Here is a 22392-nt window from a genome sequence, read left to right as displayed (position 1 = left end):
TCGGCACCGCCGGGACCTGTCGGTCAGGAGTTCAGCTGCCAGATCGACAGGTTCAACGCGGCGGCGAAGGTGACCCAGGCCCAGTAGGGCAGCAGCAGCGCGGCCGCCACCCGGGACACCCGGGCGAACAGCACCACGGTGAGCCCGATCGCCAGCCACATCACCACGATCTCGGCGAACGCCAGCCCGTACTGTCCCGCGCCGAAGAACAGCGGGGTCCAGATGGCGTTGAGCACCAGTTGCGCGGTCCACGCCCAGAGGGCGGTGGAGAAGCCAACCCGGCGCCACACCAGCCAGCCGGCCACGGCGATCAGCGCGTAGAGCAGCGACCAGACCGGGCCGAACAGCCAGGAGGGCGGCGCCCAGTCGGGCTGCCGCAGACTCGCGTACTCGTCGGTGGTGCCCTGCACCCCCAGCCCGCCGATCGCGGCCGCGACGAAGACGGCCGCGGCGAAGCCGACGAGGGCCCACCGCCGTCGCCGTCCGGAGGTCCTCGAGGCGCTCTGAGTTATCTCCATGGTCGAGATAATTTCCCAGCAGCGTCCGCCCAAACCGCCGACGGCGGCACGATCGCCCACAAAAAAAGCGCCGGGATCGCCCCGGCCGGTGCTCCTGTCGGGAGGACGGAGCTCCGGTCGCGGCGACCCCGACGGGTCCCGGTTATGACGGCGTGCGAACGCTAATTGAAGATGCTGACACCACCCGGGCCGACCAACAGCCCGACAACGATGAGGACGATGCCCCACAGGATCTGCCGGCGGAACAGCGCGAGGATGCCGGCGACCACGAGTACGACTGCGAGAATCCAAAGAATCAGCTCCATGACCTCTGAATACCCGACTGACTGATCGTGGAAACCTGGTCGGTGTCAAGTTGATCGCCCACGTGGAACACGCTGTACGCCTGCTTGATCACCGGGTGCGCGACGTTGCGTACGCGTACCCCACCGGGGGTCGTGCCGCGCTCGGTGCCGGCGTGTGCGTGCCCGTGCAGGGCCAGCGCCGTGGGTGCCGAGTCGATCGCCTGACCCAGCTGGTACGACCCGAGGAACGGGTAGATCTCCAGCGGTTCGCCGACGAGCGTGTCCGGCACCGGTGCGTAGTGGGTGAGCGCGACAAGCATGTCGCAGTCCAGCGAGCGCAGCGCGGCGCCGAGGCGGTCCGCGCTGTCGGTGGTGGTCCGCACGAAGGACTTCATCTCCGGCTCGCCGAAGTCACTCGCGCACCGCCCGGCGAACCCGCCGCCGAAGCCCTTGACCCCGGCGATGCCGAGCCGGCCGCCGGCGCAGTCCAACACCACGCCGTTGCCCTCCAGCACGGTGATGCCCGCGTCCTCGAGCACCTTGACCACCTGGGGCACCTGGTCACACTGGTGGTCGTGGTTGCCCAGCACGGTCACCACCGGCACGGCCAACCCACCGAACTCCTCCGCCACGCAGCGCGCCTCGGCCTCGGTGCCGTGCCGGGTCAGGTCCCCGGCCAGCAGCAGCACGTCGGCGCACTCCGGCAGCTCTTCCAACGCCGGCCGGAACCGTCCGACCACGTCCTCGTCCAGATGCACGTCACCCACCGCGGCGATCCGGATCACCATGGAACCCTCCCTCAGGGCAGTTGCTCGATCTCCGTGGGCGCCTGGGCGCGGATCACCCCGATGTCGCTGGCGATCGGTACGTCAGGAAAGCGTTCGGACACCCGGCGCAGGATCTCCGCCCGCCGGTGCGGACTCTCCACCTCGCCGTAGAGGACGAGGGCGCGTTCCCGTCGGACCACGGTGATCCCCTGTTCGGCGACGGCGGGGTCCTCGGCGAGCAGCCGCTGGATCTCCGCTTCGACGTACTCGTCGGGTGGTGGCCCGGCGCCGATGTCGCGATGATGGGTCACGATGTCCCCTCTCCTGGCTGGGTGCCGACCGCCGGCACCACCTCCAGCCGGTCCAGCAGCACCAGGAACGCCTCGGCGTACGGCGAGTGCTGCGTCTCCTTGCGTACCCGATCCCAGTCGATCTGCTCCCGCAGCGACCGGGCCAGTGGCAGGCCGCGGGCGAAGTCGCAGTAGTGCTGGGAGAAGCTGAGCAGTTTGTGCACCATCAGCTGGGTGGCGGACAGCACCGGCATCTGGATCGCGTCCACCGGCCGGATGACCGTGTCGGCGAACGTCTCCTCGGTAACCGGCGTCTCGATCGGCCGGTGGATGAGGTCCACCATCCGGCCGTCGTCGAAGACCTTGACCAGCCAGTCCTCCGGTGGTCGCTGAGCGACGAAGCCGGCGGCCACCAGGACCTCCAGGGCCTGTTCCACGTCGGCCTCCCGGATCAGGAAGTCGACGTCGTGCTCACTGGAGTGGCCCCCGTGGGCGTAGACGGCGAAGCTGCCGCCCAGGGCGAACGGGATCTCGGACTGCTTGAGCACGGCGGCGACCTTCTTGAGGGTGTGCACCAGACTCTCGTCCCCGCGCTCAGCCATCTGGATCTCCCGTCGTGTTGGTGGACCGGCGGTTTGGGTTTCAGACTCCCGTACCCGGCATTCCGGTCGGCCACACCTCCATGAGACGCGGTCGGGTGGCAACAGGGATGAAACATCACAAACCTCGCGGAGCCGATGCGCGGGTCGGATAATCTGTGGAGGGTGGCCAGATCATCGAGGATGCGACGCGGCGGGGACCGGTTGCGCACCGTCGCCCTGATCGGCATCGACGGCTCGGGCAAGACCACCCAGGCGCACCGGTTGGCCGACGCACTGACGGCCGCCGGGCGCCCCGCCACCTACCGACGCAACGCCAGCGGACGCCGTTGGCTCGGCCGGCTGGCCCACCGGCTCGGACGACCGGACGCCCAGCGGCTCGTCGGGCGCGACGGCGTGCTGGCGGTGGAGTCCGTGCTGCGCTGGCTCGCCATCGCCGTAGCACTGATCACCTGCCTGCTCACCGGCCGGACGGCGGTGATGGACCGCTACTCGGCCTGCCAGTACGCGAGCATCCGCGCGCATGGTGGGCACCGGTGGGAGCGGCTGGCCCGCGCCGGTTACCGACTGTTCCCGACCCCGCAGGTGACCTTCCTGCTCGCGGTCGACCCGGCGGAGGCGTACCGGCGCATCGAGGAGCGCGGCACCGACCACGAGACGATGGGCTGGCTGACCGCTGCGGACACCGCCTACCGGGCACTCCCGGAGTACCCGAGCTTCGTCCTGGTGGACGCGGGCCGCCCGACCGAGGAGGTGACCGAGCAGATCCAGGCGCACCTGGAGACCTGGCTGCCGACGGCCCCCGGGCCGGCGGAGGGAGATGGCGACCCGTTGGTGGCTCAGGCCCGCCCGTAGACCGGCACGGTGGCGCCGCTGGTCGGCGCGGAGTCGGCCGACGCGAGGAACCGGATCACCGACGCGATCTCGGCCGGGGCCACCCAGCGGGAGTGGTCGGCGTCGGGCTGGGCGGCCCGGTTGGCCGGGGTGTCGATGACGCTTGGCAGCACGGTGTTGCAGCGCACGTTGTGGGACCGGTACTCCACCGCGACCGCGTTGGCGAGGGCGAGCACCGCCGCCTTGGCCGTCACGTAGCCGGCTGCGCCGGGGAACGGCGTGATCGCCGCGCGAGCCGCGACGCAGACCACCGCGCCACCGCCGGCCGCCACCAGGTGGGGCAACGCGGCCTGGGTGACCAGGTAGGTGGGCCGCAGGTTGACGGTGAGCATCCGCTCGAAATCCGTCACCGGCGTCTCGTGCACCAGGCCGCCACTCGCGTACCCGCCGGCCAGGTTGACCACCGCCCGCAGCGGCGCGGCCGGCGCGTCGGCGGCGGCCTCGACCGCCCGCGCGGCCCCCTCCGGTTCGGCCAGGTCCGCGACCAGCCGGACCACCTGGTCCGCCGCCGGGCCCGAGCCGGGCCGGGCGGTCCGCTCCGGTACGACCACCCGCCAACCCGCCTCGACGAACGAGGCCACCACGGCCCCGCCAAGCCCCCCGAACCCCCCAGTAACCAAAACGCTCCGCCCCGCCATAAAACCCACGCTAGTACCCCCACACCCCCCGCCGCGCCCCCACACCCCCCGCCCCTGCCCCCGTCGATCATGAGGTTATTGCTGCGACACGCCGAGGTGAGTGGCTACAACCTCATGATCGCTGTCTGCGGTGGGCAGATTGGTGGGGTTGTCTGGAGCGTGGGGGTGCAGGATCGGCGGATGCGGATCCTCATTCTCGGTGGCACTCGATTCCTCGGTCGGGCTACGGCCCAGCTCGCCGTCGAGCAGGGGCACGAGGTGACCTGTCCGGCCCGGGGCGTGTCTGGCGCCGTACCGGCCGGGGTCCGTTTCGTGCCCGTGGACCGGGACGACCCCGAGGCGCTGGCACCGCTCGCCGACGCGGGTTTCGACGCCGTGGTCGACGTGACCCGCCAGATCAGTCACGCCCGGTACGCGCTGGCCGCGCTTGCCGATCGGGTCGGCCACTGGTCCTTCGTGTCGACGATCTCGGTGTACGCGGACAACACCACCCCGGGTCAGACCGCGTCGGACGCGCCGGTGCTGGCACCGGCCCCACCCGAGGTTGACGGCCCGGTCGGTCCGGACCACCGCTGGTACGGCGAGTCCAAGGTGAGCATCGAGCGGCTGGTCCGGGAGCGGATGGGTGTGGACCGTTCGTTCATCTGCCGGGCGGGGTTGATCGTCGGCGCGGAGGACCCGAGCGACCGCTTTCCGTACTGGGTGCGGCGGCTGGCGGCAGGTGGAGAGGTGCTCGCGCCCGGTCGGCCGACCGACCGGGTGCAGTTCGTGGACGTCGCCGATCTGGCGGCCTGGCTGCTGCATGCCGCCGGCACCGGCCTCGCCGGCACGTACGACGGCACCGGGCCGGCCATGTCCCGCGCCGACCTGCTGCACGGGGTCGCCGCCGGGCTGGGTGTCGCCGAACCGGTCCTCACCTGGGTGGAGCAGGAGTTCCTGCTGGCCCACGACGTCCGCGAGTGGTCGGGGGAGCGGGCTCTCCCGCTGTGGGCGCGGCTGCCGGAGAACGCCGGCCTGATGGACCGGGACGCGCGTCCGGCTCTGGGCGCCGGGCTGGCGGTCCGTCCACTGTCCGACACTGTTCGGGCGACCGCCGACTGGATGGCAGCGGACCCGGCGGCCGTCCGGCAGGGGGGACTGGACCCGGCGGATGAGGCGGCGGTGCTGCGGGAGTGGCAGGCTGTCCGGGACCGGTGATTCAGCCGTCGGCCGTTTCCGTCGTAACGGCCAGTCATGGTTGACGCTCACGCCAGGTGAAAGTAAGTTTCATCCGTGGCGAAGAGTCCGAAGATTTCTGCGAGTCAGGAGCCCGGTGGGCTGATCGTCCACATCAGTGGGCTGCTGCCGTCGCTGTCGCCCGCCGAGCAGCGGGTTGCCCGGCTGGTCGTCTCCGACCCGGCCGCTGCGGCCCGGCGGACCATCACCGACCTCGCCACCGCGGCGGAGACCTCGGAGGCGACAGTCATCCGGTTCTGCCGTTCGGTCGGCATGGACGGTTACCCCCAACTGCGGATCCGGCTCGCCGCCGAGGCCGCCCGCCGGATCGAGCCACCGGACGCCCGGGTGGTCGGCGGCGACATCCCGCCCGGTGCCGACCTCGCCCAGATCATCGCCACCATCGCGTTCAACGACGCCCGTGCGGTCGAGGAGACTGCCGAGCAGCTCGACCCCGCCGTCTGTGAGCAGGTGGTCGAGGCGATCAACAGCGCCGGTCGGATCGACATCTACGGCGCTGGCGCCAGCGGGTTCGTCGCATCGGACTTCCAGCAGAAGCTGCACCGCATCGGCCGGATCGCCTTCTACTTCCCGGACGTGCACACCGCGCTGACCTCGGCCGCGCTCCTCGGTCGGGGTGACGTGGCGATCGGCATCTCGCACAGCGGCACGACCTCCGACGTGATCGAGGTGCTGGAGCAGGCCCGTACGCGAGGTGCCGTCACCGTGGCGCTCACCAACTTCCCGCGCTCGCCGATCACCGACGTGGCGGACTTCGTGTTGACCACTGCCGCCCGGGAGACCACCTACCGCTCCGGCGCGACGGCCAGCCGGCTTGCCCAGCTCACCGTCGTCGACTGCCTCTTCGTCGGGGTGGCCGCCCGCAACCGGGCTCGGGCCCGCAAGGCCCTGGAGTCGACCGCCGAGGCGGTCCAGTCGCACCGGGTGGGTGCCAACCGGAGGCGGCCGTGACGGCCGGTGCGGTGGAACCGGACGCAGACCTGCCCGCACCACCCGCCCGCCCGACAGTCCGGGTGGGCGCACCCACCGAACGGCGTAACCCGCTGAGCGTCGACCTCGACCTGATGTCGACCCGGGACGTGCTCACCGTGATCAACGAGGCGGACCGGCGGGTGCCGGCGGCGGTCGCCGGGGTGCTCGACGAGATCGCCATCACCGTCGACCTGGCGGTCGAGGCGCTACGCGGCGGCCACCGGGTGCACTACTTCGGCGCCGGCACCTCCGGTCGGCTCGGCGTCCTCGACGCGGCCGAACTGGCCCCCACCTTCAACTCGCCCCGGCACTGGTTCTGCGCCCACCTCGCCGGCGGTCCGGACGCCATGTGGCGGGCCGTGGAGGACGCCGAGGACGACGACCGGGGCGGCGCGGTCGAGGCGGCCAGTTGTGTACGCACCGGCGACCTGGTGGTGGGTCTGGCGGCGAGCGGACGCACCCCGTACGTGCTCGGGGCGCTCGCCGCGGCCCGTGCCAAGGGCGCCTCGACGGTGTTGCTCTGCGCCAATCCGGAGGCGGAGGCCGGCCGGTCGGTGGACGTGTTCATCGGGGTGGACACCGGACCCGAGGTGGTCACCGGGTCGACCCGGATGAAGGCGGGCACGGCGCAGAAGTTGGTGCTCAACACGTTCTCGACCGCCGTCATGGTGCGCCTGGGGCGGGTCTACTCGAACCTCATGATCGATATGGTGGCCACCAACGCGAAGCTCCGCGGCCGAATGATCTCGATTCTGGTCGAGGCCACCGGCTGCTCGGAGGAGGTTTGCCGGCAGGCGCTCGCCGAGGCCGACGGTGACCTGAAGACGGCGCTGGTCTCCCTGGTCTCCGGTGCCGAGGTGGACGCCGCCCGGGCCGCGCTGGCCCGCTCCGCCGACCAGGTACGCGGAGCCCTCGCACTGCTCGCCCCGTAGCCGTACGCCCCCGGGAAGCGAACGGGGCTTCGGATTGTTCACTTGGCCGGGGGGTAATAACACCCCCGAGGATGAACCGACCGGTCCTTCGACGCGTATCTGGCAGTGACCAGGATCGCAGCGTGGTGGTGACCCGGGTCGCTGTGCCCCCACGGCGGGCGGTGTTGCCATGGTGCGTAACCCGTGCGTGGTGCCCAGCGGCGAGCCATCCGACGGGATGCTGACAGCAAACGTGGACCGTGCTCTCAGCTACTACTCAGGCATTCGTGACACTTTCGACTCACCACACGGAATCCCCGGCACTTCTCATCTGTTGTGTAGGTGTCAGCACCGATGGGCACAGCAGAAGTTACCAGGGGTTGACGGACGTGGGGAATGGCTAGGAACCGGGCAACCGGCGCGAGCGAGGGGACCGTGGGCAACGTGGACAAGAACATCGGCATGCGCACCGATCAGGTAGCCGAGGAGCGCGACCTGGTCGGCGTCTACCTGCACGAGATCTCCCGGACGCCACTGCTGGACGCCGCCCGGGAGGTCGACCTATCCAAGGCGATCGAGGCTGGCCTCTACGCCGAGCACCTGCTCGGTGAGGAAGCCGTCCCCGCCGGTGTGGACCGGGCCGACCTGGAGTGGCTGGTCGTCGAGGGGGAGCGGGCGAAGGATCTCTTCATCCGCGCCAACCTCCGACTGGTCGTGTCGATCGCCCGCCGTTACGTGCGGTCGGGCATGCCCATGCTGGACCTGATCCAGGAGGGCAACACCGGCCTGGTCCGGGCGGTCGAGAAGTTCGACTACGAGCGCGGCTACAAGTTCTCCACCTACGCCACCTGGTGGATCCGTCAGGCGATCAGCCGGGCGATCGCTCAGCAGGAGCGCACCGTCCGTCTGCCGGTGCACCTCGTGGAGGACGTCAACCGGATGCGCAACGTGGCCCGGCAGTTGACCCGTGAGCTGGGCTCCGACCCGGAGCCGGAGCAGATCGCTGCCTCCCTCGGCGTCACCGTCGAGCGGGTCAACGAGCTGCGCCGCTGGTCGCAGGACACCGTCTCGCTGGACACCCCGGTCGGCGACGACGGCGACACGAGCCTCGGCGACCTGGTCGCCGACAGCGACGCGCCGTCGCCGGAGGACATCGTCCTCAGCGGCCTGGAGCGGCAGCGCATCGAGGGGCTGCTCAACCACCTCGACGACCGGTCCGCCGGCATCATGCGCGCCCGCTACGGGCTGGAGGACGGCCGGGAGCACTCGCTCACCGAGGTCGCGTCCCGGTTCTCGCTGTCCCGCGAGCGGATCCGGCAGTTGGAGATCCAGGCCCTCGGCCGGCTGCGTGAGCTGGCCCGGGCGGAGGGGCTGCAGGCAGCCTGACCTGGTAGTAACAACGGCGAACGGCCGGCGTCCGATAGGGGGACGCCGGCCGTTCGCCGTTGTCGGGTCAGCTAGCGGACCCGGCCGTAGCCCTGGATGGACATCATGTTCATGCCCCGTTTGAGCACGTTGCGGCCGGCGCTTGGCGCGTCGATCACCTGGCCGTCGCCCACGTAGAGGGCGACGTGCCCGAGCCCGCTGTAGAAGACCAGGTCACCCGGGCGTAGGTCGCCCCGCCCGATGTGCGCGACGGCACTCCACTGCATCCGGGTGTTGTGCGGCAGGGACTTTCCGGCCGCCCGCCAGGCCGCCGAGGTCAGCCCGGAACAGTCGTAGCCGTTCGGTCCGTCGGCTGCCCAGACGTAGGGCTTGCCGACCGCGCCGAACGCGTATCGCACGGCGGCGCCGGCGTCACCGGCCACCGCGGGCACGTTCTTGGCCTCGGCCGCCGCCGCCTTCGGCGCGGGACGCTCGGTGGCCGCCCCGTACGCCTGCCGACGCAGCTCGTACAGCTTGGCCAGGTCCTGCTCGATCTGCTTCCTGCCCGTCGCGAGCTGACGGGCCTGCGCTGCCTGCCGGGTCAGGGTGGCGTCCAGGCTGGCCTTCTCGTCCAGCAGCCGTCGCTGGTCGGCGGTGAAGCCGGAGATGCGCTCCTGCCGTTGGCGGGTCAGCTGGTCGAGCGTGCCCAGCCGGTCCAGCAGCGCGGCGGAGCCGCCGGGACGCAGCAGGGCGTCCGCGGTCCGCAGGCCGCCGCTCTTGTACGCCGTGGAGGCAAGCTCGGCCACGTCGGCCCTGCTCTGCTCGACCTGCTGCTCCAGCGGGCCGATGCGGGTCTGTAATCGGCCCACCGTGGCCTCGTTGGTCTTGATCTCCTCACGCAGCTTGTTGTACGACTCCACGACCCGTTCCAACTCGGCCGAGGACGTCTCGATCCGGCGGGTCAGTTCGGCGGGGGACGGCTCGGCGTGCGCCACCGCCGTCGGGGCGATCAGCGCGGCCGACATGCCGGCGAGCGCCACGGTACGCAGCAGGTTTCTCAGGGATGACAAGAGCGGAAGGCCCCTCTCCCACGGCCGCCGGGGCTGCTGACGCCCTCGGCGACACCGGCCGGGGCCATCCGGGCGGACGGCACTGGGCCGGACCGGCGCAACCAACCTAACCCGGGACGGATGTCGCTCGCAGTTGAAGCAGGGGCGAAAGTTGGCCGAGTGGCGGCTCATGTTCCTGCGTGGGGTGGAGCTGCTGAGACCTGTGGGGGCGTGAAAAGGCCTGTTCGTCACCGGCTGACAGATATGCGACTTTCGTCGTTCCGGGCGTATCCCGTCGGATCACTGGCCGCCATAACCGACAAAAGCTGAAATGGATGCTGTTTCTTGGTGATGTCCCTCGCGGGGGTGGCTGTCGACAACCGGCAAATGCGCAGGTCGGCTGGCGACGCACCAACACAATGGGGCTGACGCCGGGAATCCCGTCGGCAGACAGCCGCAGCCGTCACCGCCGGTCATCTCGGTCAACCGTCCCCACGGGAGGAACCGTGAATCGTGAAGGCGCACGTGTGCGACCGCCGCGATCGGTGCCAGGCGGCCGGTCGACCCTGCTCTACGCGCGGCCCGGCATCATCGTGACCGCCGACCGGTTCACGGTCGGCCGGACCAGTTACCGGGTCGCCGACCTGACCCATCTGCGTACCACCCGGGGTCCGCACGACCGGATCGCCGTCCGGGCCGTCGTCATCACCGCCAGCATGCTCGGCGGCGTCGGGCTGCTGCTCGGCTTCACCGGCGGGCTGCACCGCCTGACCGCCGGTGCGTACCTCATCCTCGGTGCGGTGTTCCTGCTGCCGGCCGCGCTGGCCGTGGTCGGCGACCGCTGGCGCCCACCACCGCACGAGCTGTGGGGGTGGTATGGGGGAGCGGAGATGCTGCTCTTCAGCGCCGACGACGAGCGGCAGTTCGGCCAGGTCACCCGGGCGCTGCTGCGCGCACGGGAAATGAACCGACTCGGCGGCTGGGTCGACCCGCTCGCCTCGGCCGAGCCGTGGCGGCCCAGCCGTTGAGCCGACGGACGCCGAGCGCGCGTCGGCCCCAACGGCCGCTCAGCGGGCGACCGGCTCCGGGGTACGGGTCTCCTGCGGTGCGGCCACCCAGGCGCTGACCCGGCGCTCGGCGTAGAAGGAGACGAACGGCACGGTGCCGGCCAACATCACCAGCAGCATCCGCTTCAGCGGCCAGTCGGCCCGACGGCTCAGGTCGAACGCCGCCACCAGGTAGATCATGTAGAGGAACCCGTGCGCGGGCCCCACCGTCTCCACCACGACCGCGTTGTCGAACACGTACTTCAGCGGCATGCCGATCACGACCAGCAGGATCAGCACGACACCCACGATCCAGGCGATCGCGCGGTAACGGGTAAGGGCAGCGCCCACCTTCGTCCGTCCTTCCGAGCCCGGCTCAGCCGGGATAGTCACCGGGTCGGGCGCCCGGATTGGCGCTCAACCATGACAGGTAGTGGTTGTAGGCGGCCAGGTCCGTGTCCTCGACGGCGTCGTCGCCGGACGGCCCCCGGGACACCCGCACCGGTCGGCGTACCACCGGTCGGGACCCGGTGGCGACCGTCGGCGCGGGCTCGGTGGCCGGCTCCGCCGAAGGCGCGTCGGTGTCGGTCGCTCGGCGACGGGCCAACTTCACCTCACGCCACCAGACGTAGACCACGAAGCCGGCGAAGATCGGCCATTCGACCGCGTACCCCCAGCTCAGGCTGTTGCCGGCGGCGGCCCGGCTGATCTGCCACCAGCCCAGCCCGAGGAAGCCCACGACCAGCACGACCATGGCCACGTGACGTGCGATCCACGCCGGGGTCCAGAGCCGCCTCATGGCATCGAGAGTACCGGGGGCGCCGCCGGTCTCCGACACGGTGTCGTAGTTGTCGCGTGGCCGGGATGGTTTGGCGACACCGCGCCTGGGCAATCGTCTAGACGCCAGCCCAAACGAGATCAAGGGGGGCGATGATGACCGGATCGGTACGTGAGGACGGCTTTGCGTCCAGCGGCAGCACGGACATGAGCCCGGAGCAGCGGGTGCCCGAGTGGAGTGGCGATGACCTCGCCGACCCGGCGGGCGCTCTCGACGGCGACCTGCCCGGCGTCGACCCGACGGAGCTGAGCGACGAGGATCTGATCCGCGAGATGCACAGCCTGCACCGCACCCGCCTGGACACCCTGCGGCACGCGGCGGACTCCGCGCTCGCCAACCACCTGCGTCGCACCGCGGAGCTGGAGACCGAATACCTGGCGCGTCACCCGGGCCGGGAGGTCGACCCCAACCGTCTGCGGGACTCCTGATGGCGGCGCGCGCCGTGCGCGGGATGTCCGCGCCACCCGAGGTGGTCTTCAACACCGCCACCGACCCCAACCGCGCCTCCGCGTGGCTGCCGGAACCGCTGCGCGGCGGCGGTAACCCCACCGCGGAGATCAGCGGCGCGGAGTTGCGCGCCCGGTGGGGTGGCGACGCCGACTGGTCCGCCGAGATCCGGGTGGAGTCGGCCGACTCCGGTGGCGCCCGGATCCAGCTCGATCTGGCCGACGGTACGGACGGCTCGGGTCCAGACCAGTTGGCCGACGAGGCGCTCACCAACCTGGCACGCGAGGTCGCCGACAACCTCCAGGCCGGCTGAGGCGGCCCCGCGGGACGCCGCTCCCGCACCACCACGAGATAGTGAGGAGACCGGGTGAGCGACACTGGCCTGCGACAGAAGGCGGCGCGGCTGCGCCGGGCGTACGCGCCGCACGAACACCGGCCGCTCGGCGGCTACCTGGTGGCCATGGGTGCCTACGCCGGGGTGACCGGAGCGCTCGCCGGCCTGGTCAAGGCCACCGGCCGGCCGGTACCGGAGCGCCCCGCCGCGTCCGACGTGGTGTTGCTCTCCATCGCCACGCACAAGCTGAGCCGGCTGCTGTCCAAGGACGCGGTGACCAGCCCTCTGCGGGCGCCGTTCACCCAATACGACCGTCCGATCGGCAGCGGCGAGGTGATGGAGCAGGTCCGCGACTCGGGCAGCCCGACCCGGCATGCCATCGGCGAGCTGCTGAGCTGCCCGTTCTGCCTGGCGGTCTGGGTGGCCACCGGGCTGACCGGGGGTCTGGTGCTCGCACCCCGGCTGACCCGGCTGGTGGCCACCGCGCTGACGGCGGTCGCCGCGTCGGACTTCCTCCAGATGGCGTACGCGACGGCGCAGCAGGCCGCCGAGGGTGGGCACCACGACGACGACTGACCGAACGCACGCGCAAAAAACGGGGCCGGCGGACGCCGGCCCCCGTTTTGTTCGTACCTGTCTCAGCGCTCCATGCCGGACCAGCCGTGCGGCGACTCCGGCTCGCGTTCGTCCTCGTCCGCCCCGGTGACGATGTCCCGGTCCACGGCGGTGCGGTCGTGTTCGTTGGCGAAGTCCGGCTCGGGCGTGGTGTCCCTGCCCTTCGGCGGTTGACCCAGCGCCGGCACCTTCTCGTCGTGGTCCTCGTGGTGCGTCATGTCGGTGTCCCTTCTGCGGTGGCCCCAGCGGTGGAACCGCCCAGGTCGCTCAGCCGATGGAACCGCCCAGCAGGTCGCTGGCCTCGTCCACCGAGTACTCGCCCTCGGGCAGCGCGTCGATGCGCGCGAGCAGATCCGGCGGAAGCTCGGCGGCCACCGCCTGGCGGTAGATCTCCGCCTGGGTGACCCGCTCCTGCGCCCGGTAGACGTCGTTCAGCAGGTCGTCGAGGGCCCGGGTGTCCGGCTCGTCGGGCACGAATGCGTCGTCGGTCACGTCGATCAGCTACCCGGGGCGGAATCGGTCAAACGTCACGCCGGTGGCCCGACCCCACGTCCCCTGGCGGGCCCCGCCCCAGGCACACATACAGCGCCGCCCCCGGCCGTTTGGCCGGGGGCGGCGCTGGTGTCGGTGTGCAGGTCGCCTCTCGGCGAGTGGCACTACGCGGCTCCAGCCGGACGGTATTCCGCGAAGGCTATTTAGGTGAGGCCCGGGGACACATGACACACCGACACCCCAGTCAACGAGCCGGCCCCCACCAGTGTTCCGCGCGCCGCAGTGTCGGCGGTCACACCGTCGCCGGCAGGGTGGCCCGGCGGGCCTGCACCGCGGAGGCCAGGTGGTCGAGCACCTCGACGGTGTCGTCCCAGCCGAGGCAGGCGTCGGTGACCGACCGGCCGTACTCAAGCGTCCGGGTCGGGTCGAGGTCCTGCCGGCCGGGCAGCAGGAACGACTCCAGCATCACGCCGGTGATCCCGCGCTGGCCGGCGGCCAGCTGGGCGGCCACGTCGAAGGCGACCCGCGGCTGGTTGCGGTGGTCCTTGCCGCTGTTGGCGTGACTGGCGTCGATCACCAGCCGCTCCGGCAGTTCCGCGGCGCGGAGCAGGTCGAGCGCCCCGGCGACCGAGTCCGCGTCGTAGTTGGGTCGCCCGCCCCCACCGCGCAGCACCAGATGACCGTCGGAGTTGCCCCGGGTGTGCATGATCGCCGGAGTGCCGGAGAAGTCGATACCGGGGAAGACGTGCGGCACGCCGGCGGCGCGGATCGCGTCCACAGCGGTGCCGATGCTGCCGTCCGGGCGGTTCTTCATGCCGATCGGCATGGACAGACCCGAGGCGAGTTGGCGGTGCACCTGACTCTCCACGGTGCGGGCGCCGATCGCGCCCCAGCCCACCGTGTCCGCGATGTACTGCGGCGTGATCGGGTCGAGGAACTCGCAGCCCACCGGCAGACCGACCCGCAGTACGTCGAGCAGCAGCGCTCGGGCCAGCCGTAGGCCGGTGTTGACGTCGCCGCTGCCGTCCAGGCCCGGGTCGTTGATCAGGCCCTTCCAACCGACGGTCGAGCGCGGCTTCTCGAAGTAGACCCGCATGACGATCAGCAGGTCGTCGGCGAGCCGGTCGGCTACCGCACGCAGACGCCCCGCGTACTCGAGGGCGGCGGCCGGGTCATGCACCGAGCAGGGGCCGACCACCACCAGCAGGCGGTCGTCCTCGCGATCCAGCACGCGACCCACCGCGCGGCGACCGGTCAGCACGGCCGACGCGAGCGAGGCGTCCAGGGGCAACTCGTGGTGCAGCAGGGCGGGCGTGGTCAGCGGCACGACACGGTCGATCCGCTGATCGCTGACCCGATCGGTCTCCGGGGTCGTCACGGTGGGCATCCTTCCGCCGACCGTGCCCGGGGCCGGTGCCCGAGCCGAGCCGGCTGCTCGTACGCAAAAGGGCAGGAACGACAGCTCCTGCCCAGCCGGCTCGGTCCGTGGTGACGTCAGTTCATGGTGAAGTCACCGGCGTGCCAGCCGGCTGCCTAAACCATCGATAGGAACGCGTCACGGGGGCAAGCGTACCCGACCGCACGGGAACCTCCGGCCCGTCGTCCCAAGATGCGGGGCGGAGACCGCGTGCCAGGAGCGGGGTCGGGGTAACAGGGGAGCCATGACTGACGAGCAGAGTGATCAGGAGCGGGTGGAGTCCCGTGCCCACCACCTCCTGCCCGAGGAGATCGCCGCGGGCAGCGACGATCCGGAGGCGCAGGCCGAGGCCATCCTCGCCGAGTCGGACCTCCGGGAGGCGGACCAGAACGCGGCGCCCGACACGGTGCTGGAACGTCGTACCTCGGATCAGACAGTGGTCGCGGTCGAGCCGCCCGACTGAGCGGTGGCCCCACGCGCCCGGCGGGATCCCCGGTAGGTGTGCTCCCGCAGCCAGGCCAGCGGACCTGCCGCCCGTAGTTCGGGTGGAAGGTTCCGCACCGGGTCGAACGCGAGCGCGGCGTCCTCCTCGGCGCTGAGCGGGGCACCGATCCCGACCTGCCCCACGGGTCGCCACGACCCGACGGCGGACGCGACCGCGAGCACCAGGCGCGGTGTGTCCGTCCGGGTCGCGGCGGCCACCGTGCGCAGGCTGCTCCCGAGGTCCACGGAGTCGGGGTCGGCCAGCGTGGCCAGCCAGATCCGGCGCGGTCCCACGCGGTAACCCACGATCGTGCTGTACGTCCCGGTGAAGCGCCGTCGGGGCAGCGGCAGGTTCCGCAGTAGCGGGGCTGCGCCGCTGGAGCTGACCAGCAGGTCGAACGGTCGACCGCGGTCATGGTGCAGGCGCAGCGCGACGCCCAGCACGTCCGGCCAGCCGCCGGGCGTGGGGGTTCCCTTGGAGAGCCGGACGGTGGCCCGATACCGCCCGGGCTCGTCCAGCAGGGCGACCCCGGTGGGTGGTCCGGGCGTACCCCAGATCACCACCTCGCCGGCGAACGAGCGACCGGCCGGATGCAGCAGCCGGCCGTGGCGCAGCCGGCCGAGCGCGGCGCTGGCACGTTCGACGACGGCGGCGGACCGGGACGGGGGCGGGGTGACGGTCATGGCCCTCCGGTACCCCGGAGGGCCGTCTCGATGCCCGGGGCCGGCTCGCCGACCCACCGCACGTCACCTTTCCGCCCGCGAGATCGGATAGCGTCGGGGTATGCCCGACAGCGGTTACCCCTGGCCCATCGAGACGTCCCGACTGGACAACGGCCTACGCGTGGTGGTGAGCGAGGACCGCACCGCGCCCGCCGTGGCCGTCAACCTCTGGTACGACGTCGGTTCCCGACACGAGCCGAGCGGGCAGACCGGCTTCGCCCACCTCTTCGAACACCTGATGTTCGAGGGCTCGGTGAACGTGGCGAAGACCGAGCACATGAAGCTGATCCAGGGCTCCGGTGGCTCGCTCAACGCCACCACCAACCCGGACCGGACCAACTACTTCGAGACCGTCCCGGCCGAGCACCTGGAGTTGGCGCTCTGGCTGGAGGCCGACCGGATGGGCGGCCTGGTCCCCGCGCTCACCCAGGAGACGCTGGACAACCAGCGGGACGTGGTCAAGAACGAGCGCCGGCAGCGGTACGAGAACGTGCCGTACGGCGACGCCTGGCTGCGGTTGCTGCCGCTGCTCTACCCGGCGGGGCACCCGTACCACCACGCGACGATCGGCTCGATGGCCGACCTGAACGCCGCCGACCTGGCCACCTTCCAGGCGTTCCACCAGACCTACTACGCCCCCAACAACGCGGTGCTCACCGTGGTCGGCGACGCCACCGCGTCCGACGTGTTCGCGCTCGCCGACAAGTACTTCGGGGCGCTGCCGGCACGCGACGACATCCCGGCCGCCCCGGACGGCCGCAACGTCCCGGCGACCGGACAGGCGGCGGTCGAGTCGGTCCGCGCCGACGTACCGGCGCCGCGGGTCTACCTCGCCCACCGCACCTACCCGTTCGGCAGCCCGGAGTACCACGTGGTCACCGTGCTCGCCACCGTCCTCGGCAGCGGGCGGGGCAGCCGGCTCTACCAGCGACTCGCCGACGGTGAGCGGATCGCTCAGCCGGACCTGGTCGGGGCGTACGGGGTGGATCTCGCGCACGCCCCGGCACCCCTGATCGCCACCGCCACCGCCCGCCCCGGGGTGAGCGCCGAGCGACTGGCCGAGGGGTTGGCTGAGGTCGTCGACGAGTTGGCCACCGTGCCGGTCACCGCCTCCGAGCTGGATCGGGCCAAGGCGATGCTCAGCACCGGGTGGTGGCGTCAACTGTCCACGGTGGATGGTCGCGCGGACCTGCTCGGCCGGTACGCCACGCAGTTCGGTGACCCGGCCCGCGTCGCCGACCAGTTGCCGGGTCTGCTCGCGGTCACCGCCGAGCAGATCGCCGAGGCCGCCGCCGAGGTGCTCGCCACCGACCGGGTGCTGCTGACCTACCTGCCCGAGGAGACCTCATGACGCTGATCGCCGACCGCCCCGGCCCGGGTGCCGCCCGTCCGTACCGGTTCCCGCAGGTGGTTCGCCGTACCGTGGCCGGTGGTCAGGTCGTCGCCGCGCACCTGCCGGGGCAGAACCTCGCCGTGGCCCTGCTGTTGCTCGACGTGGGCGCGGGCCAGGAGCCGGTTGGCAAGGAGGGCCTGTCCGGTGTGCTGGCCAAGGCATTGGAGGAGGGGACGGCGCAGCGGGACGCCGCCGCGTACGCGCTCGCCGTCGAAGGGCTGGGCACCTCGTTGTCGACCGGGCTGGACTGGGACTCGTTCCAGGCCAGCGTGGTGATCCCGGTGGACCGGCTCAGCGCCGCCGTGGAGTTGCTCGCCGAAGCGGTCCGGACGCCGAGGCTGGACCCCGCCGACGTGCGCCGGGTCCGGGACGACGAGGCGACCGCGCTGCGGATGGACTGGGCCAACCCCGGCCCCCGCGCCGACGCCGCGCTGCGCGGTGACCTGTTCGGCGCCCAGAACCGGTGGGGCCGGCCGATGTACGGCGACCCGGAGTCGGTCGCCGGCCTGGACGTGGAGGACGTCACCGTCTTCCACTCCGAGTGGTTCCTGCGTCCCGGCACCCTGATCGTCGCCGGCGACCTGGACCGGATCGACCTGGACGCGCTGGCCGCCGCGGCGTTCGCCGGCACCGGTGGCGGCCCGGCCGAGCGGGGTGGCCCGATCGAGGTGCCGCTGCACGCCGGGCGGCGGATCATCCTGGTGGACCGGCCCGGCTCGGTGCAGTCCACGCTGCGGCTGGGCCACCCGTCGCCGCAGCGGGCGCACCCCGACCACGTGCCGATGACCCTCGCCGGCACGGTCCTCGGTGGGGCGTTCACCTCCCGCCTCAACCACCTGCTGCGCGAGGTGCACGGCTACACCTACGGCGTTCGGGGTGACTTCGCCTCGTCCCGCCGCTTCGGTCGGTTCGGGGTCAGCTCCGGTGTGCAGACCGCGGTCACCGTGCCGGCCCTGATCGAGGCGGTGGGTGAGATCAGCCGTACCCAGGCCGGTGGGGTGACCGAGGACGAGCTGGAGGTGGCCCGGTCCTGGCGGGCCGGGCAGCTCTCGGTCGAGTTGCAGAGCCCGCGGGCGATCGCGTCGGCGCTGACCACGCTCGTGGTGCACGACCTGCCGGACGACTACCACGCCCGGCTGCGTGAGGCGCTGCTCGCCGCGGACGTGGACCAGGTCTCCGCGGCGGCGGCCACCCACCTGCACCCGGACGCGCTGACCCTGGTCATCGAGGGCGACGCGGCGGTCATCCGCGACGACCTGACCGCAGCATCCCTGGGCGACCTGCTCCCCTAACCAACCCACCCCCCGGTCCTTGGGGTTGATCAAGAGGTTTGCGTCAACCCGAGAGCGATTTCTGACGCAAATCTCTTGATCACGCGGGGTGGGGGTGGGGCGGGGGTGGGTGGGTGGTGGGTGGGTTCGTGTGATGCGGGACCCGGGGGGTGGGAAAGGGCTCCCGGTTGCGGGGGTGGCCTGGGTAGCCTCGCGGGCATGAGGATCGGCATTGTGGGGTCCACCGGCCAGGTCGGTGGCGTGATGCGGCAGGTGCTGGCGGAACGGAAGTTCCCGGCGGAGCAGGTGCGGTTGTTCGCCTCGGCGCGGTCGGCCGGGCGGACGCTGCCGTGGCGGGACGGCGAGGTGACCGTCGAGGACGCCGCGACCGCGGACTACTCCGGACTGGACATCGTGCTCTTCTCCGCCGGTAAGGGCACGGCACGGGAGCTGGCACCCCGGGTCGCCGAGGCCGGCGCCGTGGTGATCGACAACTCGTCGGCGTTCCGGATGGACCCGCAGGTGCCGCTGGTGGTCGCCGAGGTCAACCCGCACGCGGCCCTCGACCGCCCGAAGGGCATCATCGCCAACCCCAACTGCACCACGATGGCCGCGATGCCGGTCCTGCGGCCGCTGCACGCCGAGGCTGGTCTGATCGGGCTGGTCGTCTCCACGTACCAGGCGGTCTCCGGCGCCGGACTGGCCGGCGTCGCCGAGCTGGACGAGCAGGTCCGCAAGGTGGCCGAGCACGCCGCCGGGTTGGCCTTCGACGGGTCGGCCGTGGAGTTCCCCGCGCCGCGCTCGTTCAGCCAGCCGATCGCCTTCAACGTCCTCCCGCTGGCCGGTTCGATCGTCGACGACGGCTCGTTCGAGACCGACGAGGAGCAGAAGCTCCGCAACGAGAGCCGCAAGATCCTGGAGATCCCCGACCTGAAGGTGTCCGGCACCTGCGTCCGGGTGCCGGTCTTCACCGGGCACTCGCTCCAGATCAACGCCCGGTTCGCCCGGCCGCTCACCCCGCAGCGCGCCCACGAGCTGCTGGCCGACGCGCCCGGGGTGGCGCTGACCGACGTCCCGACGCCGTTGCAGGCCGCCGGCCAGGATCCGACGTACGTGGGCCGGATCCGCGCCGACGAGACCGTCGAGTACGGGCTGGCCCTGTTCTGCTCCAACGACAACCTGCGCAAGGGCGCGGCGCTCAACGCGGTGCAGCTCGCCGAGCTGGTCGCCGCCGAGCGTCGCTGACCGCCGCGCTCACCCCGAGCCCTCGCCGACGACCGGCGGGGGCTCGGTCGCGTCCGGGCGACGCGGCACCGGGCCAGGCGTGCTTGGATGGGACGAAGCCGATCCCTGGAGGAAACCGTGCCGGATGACCGCAGCCAGCAGGCCTTGACCGACCTGATCTCCAGCCGTTCGATGGGCGTGCTGGCGACCATCAAGCGGGACGGGCGGCCGCAGATGTCCACAGTGGTCTACTCCTTCGACCGGGACGCCGGCCTGATCCGGGTCTCGGTCACCGACGGCCGGGCCAAGACCGCGAACCTGCGTCGGGATCCGCGCGCCAGCTTCCACGTCGGCAGCGAGGACGGCTGGGCGTACGCGGTGGTCGAGGGTCGCGCCGAGCTGACCGCGCCGGCCGCGGCGCCCGGAGACGAGACGGTCGAGGAGTTGGTGGCGCTCTACCGGGCGCTGAGCGGCGAACACCCGGACTGGGACGAGTACCGCCAGGCCATGGTCGACGACGGGCGGCTGGTGTTGCGGCTGCACGTGGAGCGCGTCTACGGGATGCCGCCCCGGGGCTGACGCACGCCCGTCGTTCTGGGCTGTTGCGCCCGTAGCTGCTGGTCAGCCTGGTTCGATCACGGTCACCCCGGGCCAGCGCTGCGCCGGGCGGTGCCGGGCCAACCGCTGCCGAGACGCGGCCACGTCCACCCGCGCCGGGTTGTGCCGCCAGATCCCGCCCAGCAGATCCGCCAGACCGTACGGAGCGCAGACCTCCAGCCGATCGGTCGAGTCCAGGCGGACGGCCACCGCGGTCGCGTACTCCGGCCAGGTGGCGATCGCCTCGGCCACGCTGCCGTACGGGGTGATCGGGTCACCGCCGAACTTCGCCGCGTACCAGGTGTGCACCGCCGCCTGGTTCCGTGCCTCCCATGGCGGCTGCGGCCACGCCCGCGTGAGAAGGGCGGTGGCCCCGTGGTCGTCGTCGCGGGTCAGCCTCGTCGGGTCGAAGAAGACCACGTCCACGTCCCGGACCGTCGTCGGGTCGAACCCGTCGCCGTAGCGGTCGCCCCAGACCAGGTCGCGCAGAGCGCCCGCCCCGATCCAGGCGTTTGGCAGCCCGGAGTCACGCACCACGCACAGCGCCCGGGTCAGCCAACGGCTGCCGACGACCAGGTCCCGCAGCTCCCCCTCGCCCGGCATCATCTGCCCACGATAGGCAGCGGACCCGAGGACTGCTGTCGCCCACGGGTGGGTGTGCCGCCCGCCGGCGGGTATAACGCGCTGCCGTGCCGACAACGCGGAACGGCAGGCAACGCGGGGGGAGTGGGATGGGCGCCGACACGACAGGCGACGAGGCTCGCCCCGGCGGCCCGTCCCTGCGCCGGGAAACCTCCCGTCTGCTGTCGTTCAGCGACGGTGTCTTCGCCATCATCATCACGCTGCTGGTGCTCGACCTCCAGCCACCCCGGGTCGGACGCGGTCAGCTGCTGGACGCGCTCTTCGAGCAGTGGCCGGCGTACCTCGCGTACGTCACGTCGTACGTGATCGTCGCGGTCAGTTGGATAAACCACCGGGCCACCTTCAACCGGGTGACCAGCAGCGGCAAGGGCCTCCAGTGGTACAACCTCGGGGTGCTGTTCAGCACCGCGCTGCTGCCGTTCGCCACCTCGGTGCTCTCGCAGGCGCTGCGGGAGGGGGACCGGGCGGACCAGCGGGCCGCCGTGGTCCTCTACGGCCTGGCCGGCGCGTTTCTCTCGCTGACCTGGCTGGGGCTGTACCACTACCTGGCCCGACATCGTGATCTGTTGGACGAGGCCGTGGCGGATTTCTTCTTCCCGAGCGAACGGGCGCGGGCCGCGGCCGGCGTGCTGGGGTACTCGCTGGCGATTCTCGTCGGATACCTGGTCAACCCGCTGTTCGCACTGGGGATCTTCCTGCTGCTACCGATCTTCTTCTCGCTGACCAGCAGCGGCCTGTACGAGTTGCGGCGCCTCCGGCGACTGCGGCACTCGCACCCGCGGCACCCGCGCTCGCGCAGATAGCCACCGGCGGTGGGCGTTACCCCCTGCCGGGCGGCGGGTAGACGGGCCGTGCCGACACCGAGAGGGGAGCACCATGACAACGGTCGGAGAGTTCATGACGACCCGGTTGGTGACGATGGACGGCAACGAGACGCTCATCGCTGCCGCGCAGGAGATGCGTGACAGTGCGATTGGTGACGTGGTGGTGACCGACGGCGGCAACGTGGTCGGCATCGTCACGGACCGGGACATCACGGTACGTGGTGTCGCGGAGAACATGGATCCGGGCTCGACCCAACTGAGCCAGATCACCACCCGCGATGTGATCACCGTGAGTCAGTACGACGACGTGGTGGCCGCCGCGGACCTGATGCGCACGTACGCCGTACGCCGGCTTCCGGTGATCGAGGACGGGCGCCTGGTCGGCCTGATCTCGATGGGTGACCTCGCGGTGGAGCGCGAACCGCAGTCGGTGCTCGCGGACATCAGCGCCGACGACCCGAACAACTGACCGTCCGCCGCGGACGTGCGCCGGCTCTCCCCCTGTGGGAGGGCCGGCGCTGCG

30 protein-coding genes are annotated in these 22392 nt (G+C 71.6%); 16 read left to right on the top strand and 14 right to left on the bottom strand.

Features of this window, described 5'->3' with window-relative positions:
- Nucleotides 1–23: 23 nt before the first annotated feature.
- The 5 genes from AB0O48_RS00670 to AB0O48_RS00650 all read right to left on the bottom strand — a co-directional run bounded on the left by AB0O48_RS00670 (nucleotide 24) and on the right by AB0O48_RS00650 (nucleotide 2461).
- Nucleotides 24–518: a TspO/MBR family protein gene (locus tag AB0O48_RS00670; protein WP_365062247.1), complete on the bottom strand. Its 495-nt coding sequence runs from the start codon at nucleotides 516–518 to the stop codon at nucleotides 24–26.
- A 161-nt stretch (nucleotides 519–679) separates the two neighbouring features.
- Nucleotides 680–823, bottom strand: a complete 144-nt coding sequence (locus AB0O48_RS00665; protein ID WP_007464364.1) for a GPGG-motif small membrane protein — start codon at nucleotides 821–823, stop codon at nucleotides 680–682.
- Nucleotides 814–1590, bottom strand: coding sequence for a metallophosphoesterase (locus AB0O48_RS00660; protein ID WP_357254750.1), 777 nt, complete (start codon nucleotides 1588–1590; stop codon nucleotides 814–816). Before AB0O48_RS00660 ends, AB0O48_RS00665 begins: the two co-directional genes overlap by 10 nt.
- A gap of 11 nt (nucleotides 1591–1601) precedes the next feature.
- The gene (locus tag AB0O48_RS00655; RefSeq protein ID WP_357254748.1) at nucleotides 1602–1880 is read right to left on the bottom strand and encodes a hypothetical protein; all 279 of its coding nucleotides are present in this window, start codon (nucleotides 1878–1880) and stop codon (nucleotides 1602–1604) included.
- Nucleotides 1877–2461, bottom strand: a complete 585-nt coding sequence (locus AB0O48_RS00650; RefSeq protein WP_357254746.1) for a nucleotidyltransferase — start codon at nucleotides 2459–2461, stop codon at nucleotides 1877–1879. The genes AB0O48_RS00655 and AB0O48_RS00650 overlap by 4 nt, the downstream gene beginning before the upstream one ends.
- 180 nt (nucleotides 2462–2641) lie before the next feature.
- Here AB0O48_RS00650 and AB0O48_RS00645 point away from each other — a divergent pair, with 180 nt between their 5' ends.
- Nucleotides 2642–3313 carry a thymidylate kinase gene (locus AB0O48_RS00645; RefSeq protein ID WP_357254744.1) on the top strand — a complete coding sequence of 224 codons (672 nt, stop codon included), beginning with the start codon at nucleotides 2642–2644 and terminating at the stop codon, nucleotides 3311–3313.
- On the opposite strand, the gene AB0O48_RS00640 is transcribed toward AB0O48_RS00645, so the two are convergent.
- Nucleotides 3298–3990, bottom strand: coding sequence for an SDR family NAD(P)-dependent oxidoreductase (locus tag AB0O48_RS00640; RefSeq protein WP_357254742.1), 693 nt, complete (start codon nucleotides 3988–3990; stop codon nucleotides 3298–3300). The two genes, AB0O48_RS00645 and AB0O48_RS00640, sit on opposite strands and share 16 nt — an antisense overlap.
- 180 nt (nucleotides 3991–4170) lie before the next feature.
- Here AB0O48_RS00640 and AB0O48_RS00635 point away from each other — a divergent pair, with 180 nt between their 5' ends.
- From AB0O48_RS00635 to AB0O48_RS00620, 4 genes are all read left to right on the top strand, one after another.
- The gene (locus AB0O48_RS00635) at nucleotides 4171–5187 is read left to right on the top strand and encodes an NAD-dependent epimerase/dehydratase family protein (RefSeq protein WP_365062242.1); all 1017 of its coding nucleotides are present in this window, start codon (nucleotides 4171–4173) and stop codon (nucleotides 5185–5187) included.
- Nucleotides 5188–5262: 75 nt separating this feature from the next.
- Nucleotides 5263–6177: a MurR/RpiR family transcriptional regulator gene (locus AB0O48_RS00630; protein WP_357254739.1), complete on the top strand. Its 915-nt coding sequence runs from the start codon at nucleotides 5263–5265 to the stop codon at nucleotides 6175–6177.
- On the top strand, nucleotides 6174–7130 hold the full coding sequence (murQ, locus tag AB0O48_RS00625; protein WP_357254737.1) for an N-acetylmuramic acid 6-phosphate etherase: 957 nt from the start codon (nucleotides 6174–6176) through the stop codon (nucleotides 7128–7130). Before AB0O48_RS00630 ends, murQ begins: the two co-directional genes overlap by 4 nt.
- 375 nt (nucleotides 7131–7505) lie before the next feature.
- A complete protein-coding gene (locus tag AB0O48_RS00620) occupies nucleotides 7506–8495 on the top strand; it encodes a sigma-70 family RNA polymerase sigma factor (RefSeq protein ID WP_357254735.1) in 990 nt (329 codons plus the stop codon).
- A gap of 71 nt (nucleotides 8496–8566) precedes the next feature.
- On the opposite strand, the gene AB0O48_RS00615 is transcribed toward AB0O48_RS00620, so the two are convergent.
- The gene (locus AB0O48_RS00615) at nucleotides 8567–9544 is read right to left on the bottom strand and encodes an NlpC/P60 family protein (protein WP_357254733.1); all 978 of its coding nucleotides are present in this window, start codon (nucleotides 9542–9544) and stop codon (nucleotides 8567–8569) included.
- 506 nt (nucleotides 9545–10050) lie between these two features.
- Here AB0O48_RS00615 and AB0O48_RS00610 point away from each other — a divergent pair.
- On the top strand, nucleotides 10051–10551 hold the full coding sequence (locus AB0O48_RS00610) for a DUF6232 family protein (RefSeq protein ID WP_357254731.1): 501 nt from the start codon (nucleotides 10051–10053) through the stop codon (nucleotides 10549–10551).
- A 39-nt stretch (nucleotides 10552–10590) separates the two neighbouring features.
- On the opposite strand, the gene AB0O48_RS00605 is transcribed toward AB0O48_RS00610, so the two are convergent.
- Both AB0O48_RS00605 and AB0O48_RS00600 read right to left on the bottom strand, forming a co-directional pair.
- Entirely contained in the window at nucleotides 10591–10920 is a 330-nt protein-coding gene (locus tag AB0O48_RS00605; protein ID WP_357254729.1) for a DUF3817 domain-containing protein, read from the bottom strand.
- 25 nt (nucleotides 10921–10945) lie between these two features.
- Nucleotides 10946–11368, bottom strand: coding sequence for a hypothetical protein (locus tag AB0O48_RS00600; RefSeq protein ID WP_365062237.1), 423 nt, complete (start codon nucleotides 11366–11368; stop codon nucleotides 10946–10948).
- A gap of 131 nt (nucleotides 11369–11499) precedes the next feature.
- Between AB0O48_RS00600 and AB0O48_RS00595 the strand changes: the two genes are divergently transcribed.
- Genes AB0O48_RS00595 through AB0O48_RS00585 form a run of 3 tightly spaced genes read left to right on the top strand, consistent with a single transcriptional unit; the run spans nucleotide 11500 to nucleotide 12764 of the window.
- The gene (locus AB0O48_RS00595; RefSeq protein ID WP_357254726.1) at nucleotides 11500–11835 is read left to right on the top strand and encodes a DUF6158 family protein; all 336 of its coding nucleotides are present in this window, start codon (nucleotides 11500–11502) and stop codon (nucleotides 11833–11835) included.
- Nucleotides 11835–12167 carry a hypothetical protein gene (locus AB0O48_RS00590; protein ID WP_357254724.1) on the top strand — a complete coding sequence of 111 codons (333 nt, stop codon included), beginning with the start codon at nucleotides 11835–11837 and terminating at the stop codon, nucleotides 12165–12167. The genes AB0O48_RS00595 and AB0O48_RS00590 overlap by 1 nt, the downstream gene beginning before the upstream one ends.
- A 54-nt stretch (nucleotides 12168–12221) precedes the next feature.
- Nucleotides 12222–12764, top strand: coding sequence for a DUF1360 domain-containing protein (locus AB0O48_RS00585; protein ID WP_357254722.1), 543 nt, complete (start codon nucleotides 12222–12224; stop codon nucleotides 12762–12764).
- A gap of 62 nt (nucleotides 12765–12826) precedes the next feature.
- Here AB0O48_RS00585 and AB0O48_RS00580 read toward each other — a convergent pair whose 3' ends face one another.
- From AB0O48_RS00580 to AB0O48_RS00570, 3 genes are all read right to left on the bottom strand, one after another.
- Nucleotides 12827–13021, bottom strand: coding sequence for a hypothetical protein (locus tag AB0O48_RS00580; RefSeq protein WP_357254720.1), 195 nt, complete (start codon nucleotides 13019–13021; stop codon nucleotides 12827–12829).
- Between the two features lie 49 nt (nucleotides 13022–13070).
- Nucleotides 13071–13295: a hypothetical protein gene (locus tag AB0O48_RS00575; RefSeq protein ID WP_357254719.1), complete on the bottom strand. Its 225-nt coding sequence runs from the start codon at nucleotides 13293–13295 to the stop codon at nucleotides 13071–13073.
- A gap of 292 nt (nucleotides 13296–13587) precedes the next feature.
- On the bottom strand, nucleotides 13588–14682 hold the full coding sequence (locus tag AB0O48_RS00570) for a 3-deoxy-7-phosphoheptulonate synthase (protein WP_357254717.1): 1095 nt from the start codon (nucleotides 14680–14682) through the stop codon (nucleotides 13588–13590).
- A gap of 274 nt (nucleotides 14683–14956) precedes the next feature.
- On the opposite strand from AB0O48_RS00570, the gene AB0O48_RS00565 reads away from it, so the two are divergent.
- On the top strand, nucleotides 14957–15175 hold the full coding sequence (locus tag AB0O48_RS00565; protein WP_357254715.1) for a hypothetical protein: 219 nt from the start codon (nucleotides 14957–14959) through the stop codon (nucleotides 15173–15175).
- On the opposite strand, the gene AB0O48_RS00560 is transcribed toward AB0O48_RS00565, so the two are convergent.
- Complete coding sequence (locus AB0O48_RS00560) at nucleotides 15142–15879, bottom strand: phosphodiesterase (RefSeq protein WP_365062232.1); 738 nt, start codon at nucleotides 15877–15879, stop codon at nucleotides 15142–15144. The genes AB0O48_RS00565 and AB0O48_RS00560 overlap by 34 nt on opposite strands.
- A 100-nt stretch (nucleotides 15880–15979) precedes the next feature.
- On the opposite strand from AB0O48_RS00560, the gene AB0O48_RS00555 reads away from it, so the two are divergent.
- From AB0O48_RS00555 to AB0O48_RS00540, 4 genes are all read left to right on the top strand, one after another.
- Nucleotides 15980–17269 (top strand): pitrilysin family protein, encoded by a 1290-nt coding sequence (locus AB0O48_RS00555; RefSeq protein WP_365062230.1) that lies wholly within the window; start codon nucleotides 15980–15982, stop codon nucleotides 17267–17269.
- Nucleotides 17266–18603 carry a pitrilysin family protein gene (locus AB0O48_RS00550; RefSeq protein ID WP_357254709.1) on the top strand — a complete coding sequence of 446 codons (1338 nt, stop codon included), beginning with the start codon at nucleotides 17266–17268 and terminating at the stop codon, nucleotides 18601–18603. Before AB0O48_RS00555 ends, AB0O48_RS00550 begins: the two co-directional genes overlap by 4 nt.
- A 198-nt stretch (nucleotides 18604–18801) precedes the next feature.
- Entirely contained in the window at nucleotides 18802–19827 is a 1026-nt protein-coding gene (locus AB0O48_RS00545; protein ID WP_357571774.1) for an aspartate-semialdehyde dehydrogenase, read from the top strand.
- 87 nt (nucleotides 19828–19914) lie between these two features.
- On the top strand, nucleotides 19915–20385 hold the full coding sequence (locus AB0O48_RS00540) for a PPOX class F420-dependent oxidoreductase (RefSeq protein ID WP_357254705.1): 471 nt from the start codon (nucleotides 19915–19917) through the stop codon (nucleotides 20383–20385).
- 42 nt (nucleotides 20386–20427) lie between these two features.
- On the opposite strand, the gene AB0O48_RS00535 is transcribed toward AB0O48_RS00540, so the two are convergent.
- Nucleotides 20428–21009 (bottom strand): nucleotidyltransferase family protein, encoded by a 582-nt coding sequence (locus AB0O48_RS00535; protein ID WP_357254703.1) that lies wholly within the window; start codon nucleotides 21007–21009, stop codon nucleotides 20428–20430.
- 125 nt (nucleotides 21010–21134) lie between these two features.
- Between AB0O48_RS00535 and AB0O48_RS00530 the strand changes: the two genes are divergently transcribed.
- Nucleotides 21135–21848 carry a TMEM175 family protein gene (locus tag AB0O48_RS00530; RefSeq protein ID WP_365062226.1) on the top strand — a complete coding sequence of 238 codons (714 nt, stop codon included), beginning with the start codon at nucleotides 21135–21137 and terminating at the stop codon, nucleotides 21846–21848.
- A gap of 73 nt (nucleotides 21849–21921) precedes the next feature.
- Nucleotides 21922–22338 carry a CBS domain-containing protein gene (locus AB0O48_RS00525; protein WP_357254699.1) on the top strand — a complete coding sequence of 139 codons (417 nt, stop codon included), beginning with the start codon at nucleotides 21922–21924 and terminating at the stop codon, nucleotides 22336–22338.
- Nucleotides 22339–22392 lie beyond the last annotated feature (54 nt).

The sequence above is a fragment of the Micromonospora sp. NPDC085948 genome, from assembly GCF_040686315.1.
Taxonomy (GTDB): Bacteria; Actinomycetota; Actinomycetes; order Mycobacteriales; family Micromonosporaceae; genus Micromonospora.
Note: the sequence above shows the minus strand (reverse complement) of the source record. Positions and strands in the feature narration are given on the sequence as shown.

Coding starts and splice junctions, on each gene's coding strand:
- AB0O48_RS00670 (WP_365062247.1), bottom strand. CDS start 518: ATGGAGATAACTCAGAGCGCCTCGAGGACCTCCGGACGGCGACGGCGG.
- AB0O48_RS00665 (WP_007464364.1), bottom strand. CDS start 823: ATGGAGCTGATTCTTTGGATTCTCGCAGTCGTACTCGTGGTCGCCGGC.
- AB0O48_RS00660 (WP_357254750.1), bottom strand. CDS start 1,590: ATGGTGATCCGGATCGCCGCGGTGGGTGACGTGCATCTGGACGAGGAC.
- AB0O48_RS00650 (WP_357254746.1), bottom strand. CDS start 2,461: ATGGCTGAGCGCGGGGACGAGAGTCTGGTGCACACCCTCAAGAAGGTC.
- AB0O48_RS00645 (WP_357254744.1), top strand. CDS start 2,642: ATGCGACGCGGCGGGGACCGGTTGCGCACCGTCGCCCTGATCGGCATC.
- AB0O48_RS00640 (WP_357254742.1), bottom strand. CDS start 3,990: ATGGCGGGGCGGAGCGTTTTGGTTACTGGGGGGTTCGGGGGGCTTGGC.
- AB0O48_RS00635 (WP_365062242.1), top strand. CDS start 4,171: ATGCGGATCCTCATTCTCGGTGGCACTCGATTCCTCGGTCGGGCTACG.
- AB0O48_RS00620 (WP_357254735.1), top strand. CDS start 7,506: ATGGCTAGGAACCGGGCAACCGGCGCGAGCGAGGGGACCGTGGGCAAC.
- AB0O48_RS00600 (WP_365062237.1), bottom strand. CDS start 11,368: ATGAGGCGGCTCTGGACCCCGGCGTGGATCGCACGTCACGTGGCCATG.
- AB0O48_RS00595 (WP_357254726.1), top strand. CDS start 11,500: ATGATGACCGGATCGGTACGTGAGGACGGCTTTGCGTCCAGCGGCAGC.
- AB0O48_RS00590 (WP_357254724.1), top strand. CDS start 11,835: ATGGCGGCGCGCGCCGTGCGCGGGATGTCCGCGCCACCCGAGGTGGTC.
- AB0O48_RS00580 (WP_357254720.1), bottom strand. CDS start 13,021: ATGACGCACCACGAGGACCACGACGAGAAGGTGCCGGCGCTGGGTCAA.
- AB0O48_RS00570 (WP_357254717.1), bottom strand. CDS start 14,682: ATGCCCACCGTGACGACCCCGGAGACCGATCGGGTCAGCGATCAGCGG.
- AB0O48_RS00565 (WP_357254715.1), top strand. CDS start 14,957: ATGACTGACGAGCAGAGTGATCAGGAGCGGGTGGAGTCCCGTGCCCAC.
- AB0O48_RS00560 (WP_365062232.1), bottom strand. CDS start 15,879: ATGACCGTCACCCCGCCCCCGTCCCGGTCCGCCGCCGTCGTCGAACGT.
- AB0O48_RS00555 (WP_365062230.1), top strand. CDS start 15,980: ATGCCCGACAGCGGTTACCCCTGGCCCATCGAGACGTCCCGACTGGAC.
- AB0O48_RS00550 (WP_357254709.1), top strand. CDS start 17,266: ATGACGCTGATCGCCGACCGCCCCGGCCCGGGTGCCGCCCGTCCGTAC.
- AB0O48_RS00545 (WP_357571774.1), top strand. CDS start 18,802: ATGAGGATCGGCATTGTGGGGTCCACCGGCCAGGTCGGTGGCGTGATG.
- AB0O48_RS00540 (WP_357254705.1), top strand. CDS start 19,915: ATGGGACGAAGCCGATCCCTGGAGGAAACCGTGCCGGATGACCGCAGC.
- AB0O48_RS00535 (WP_357254703.1), bottom strand. CDS start 21,009: ATGATGCCGGGCGAGGGGGAGCTGCGGGACCTGGTCGTCGGCAGCCGT.
- AB0O48_RS00530 (WP_365062226.1), top strand. CDS start 21,135: ATGGGCGCCGACACGACAGGCGACGAGGCTCGCCCCGGCGGCCCGTCC.
- AB0O48_RS00525 (WP_357254699.1), top strand. CDS start 21,922: ATGACAACGGTCGGAGAGTTCATGACGACCCGGTTGGTGACGATGGAC.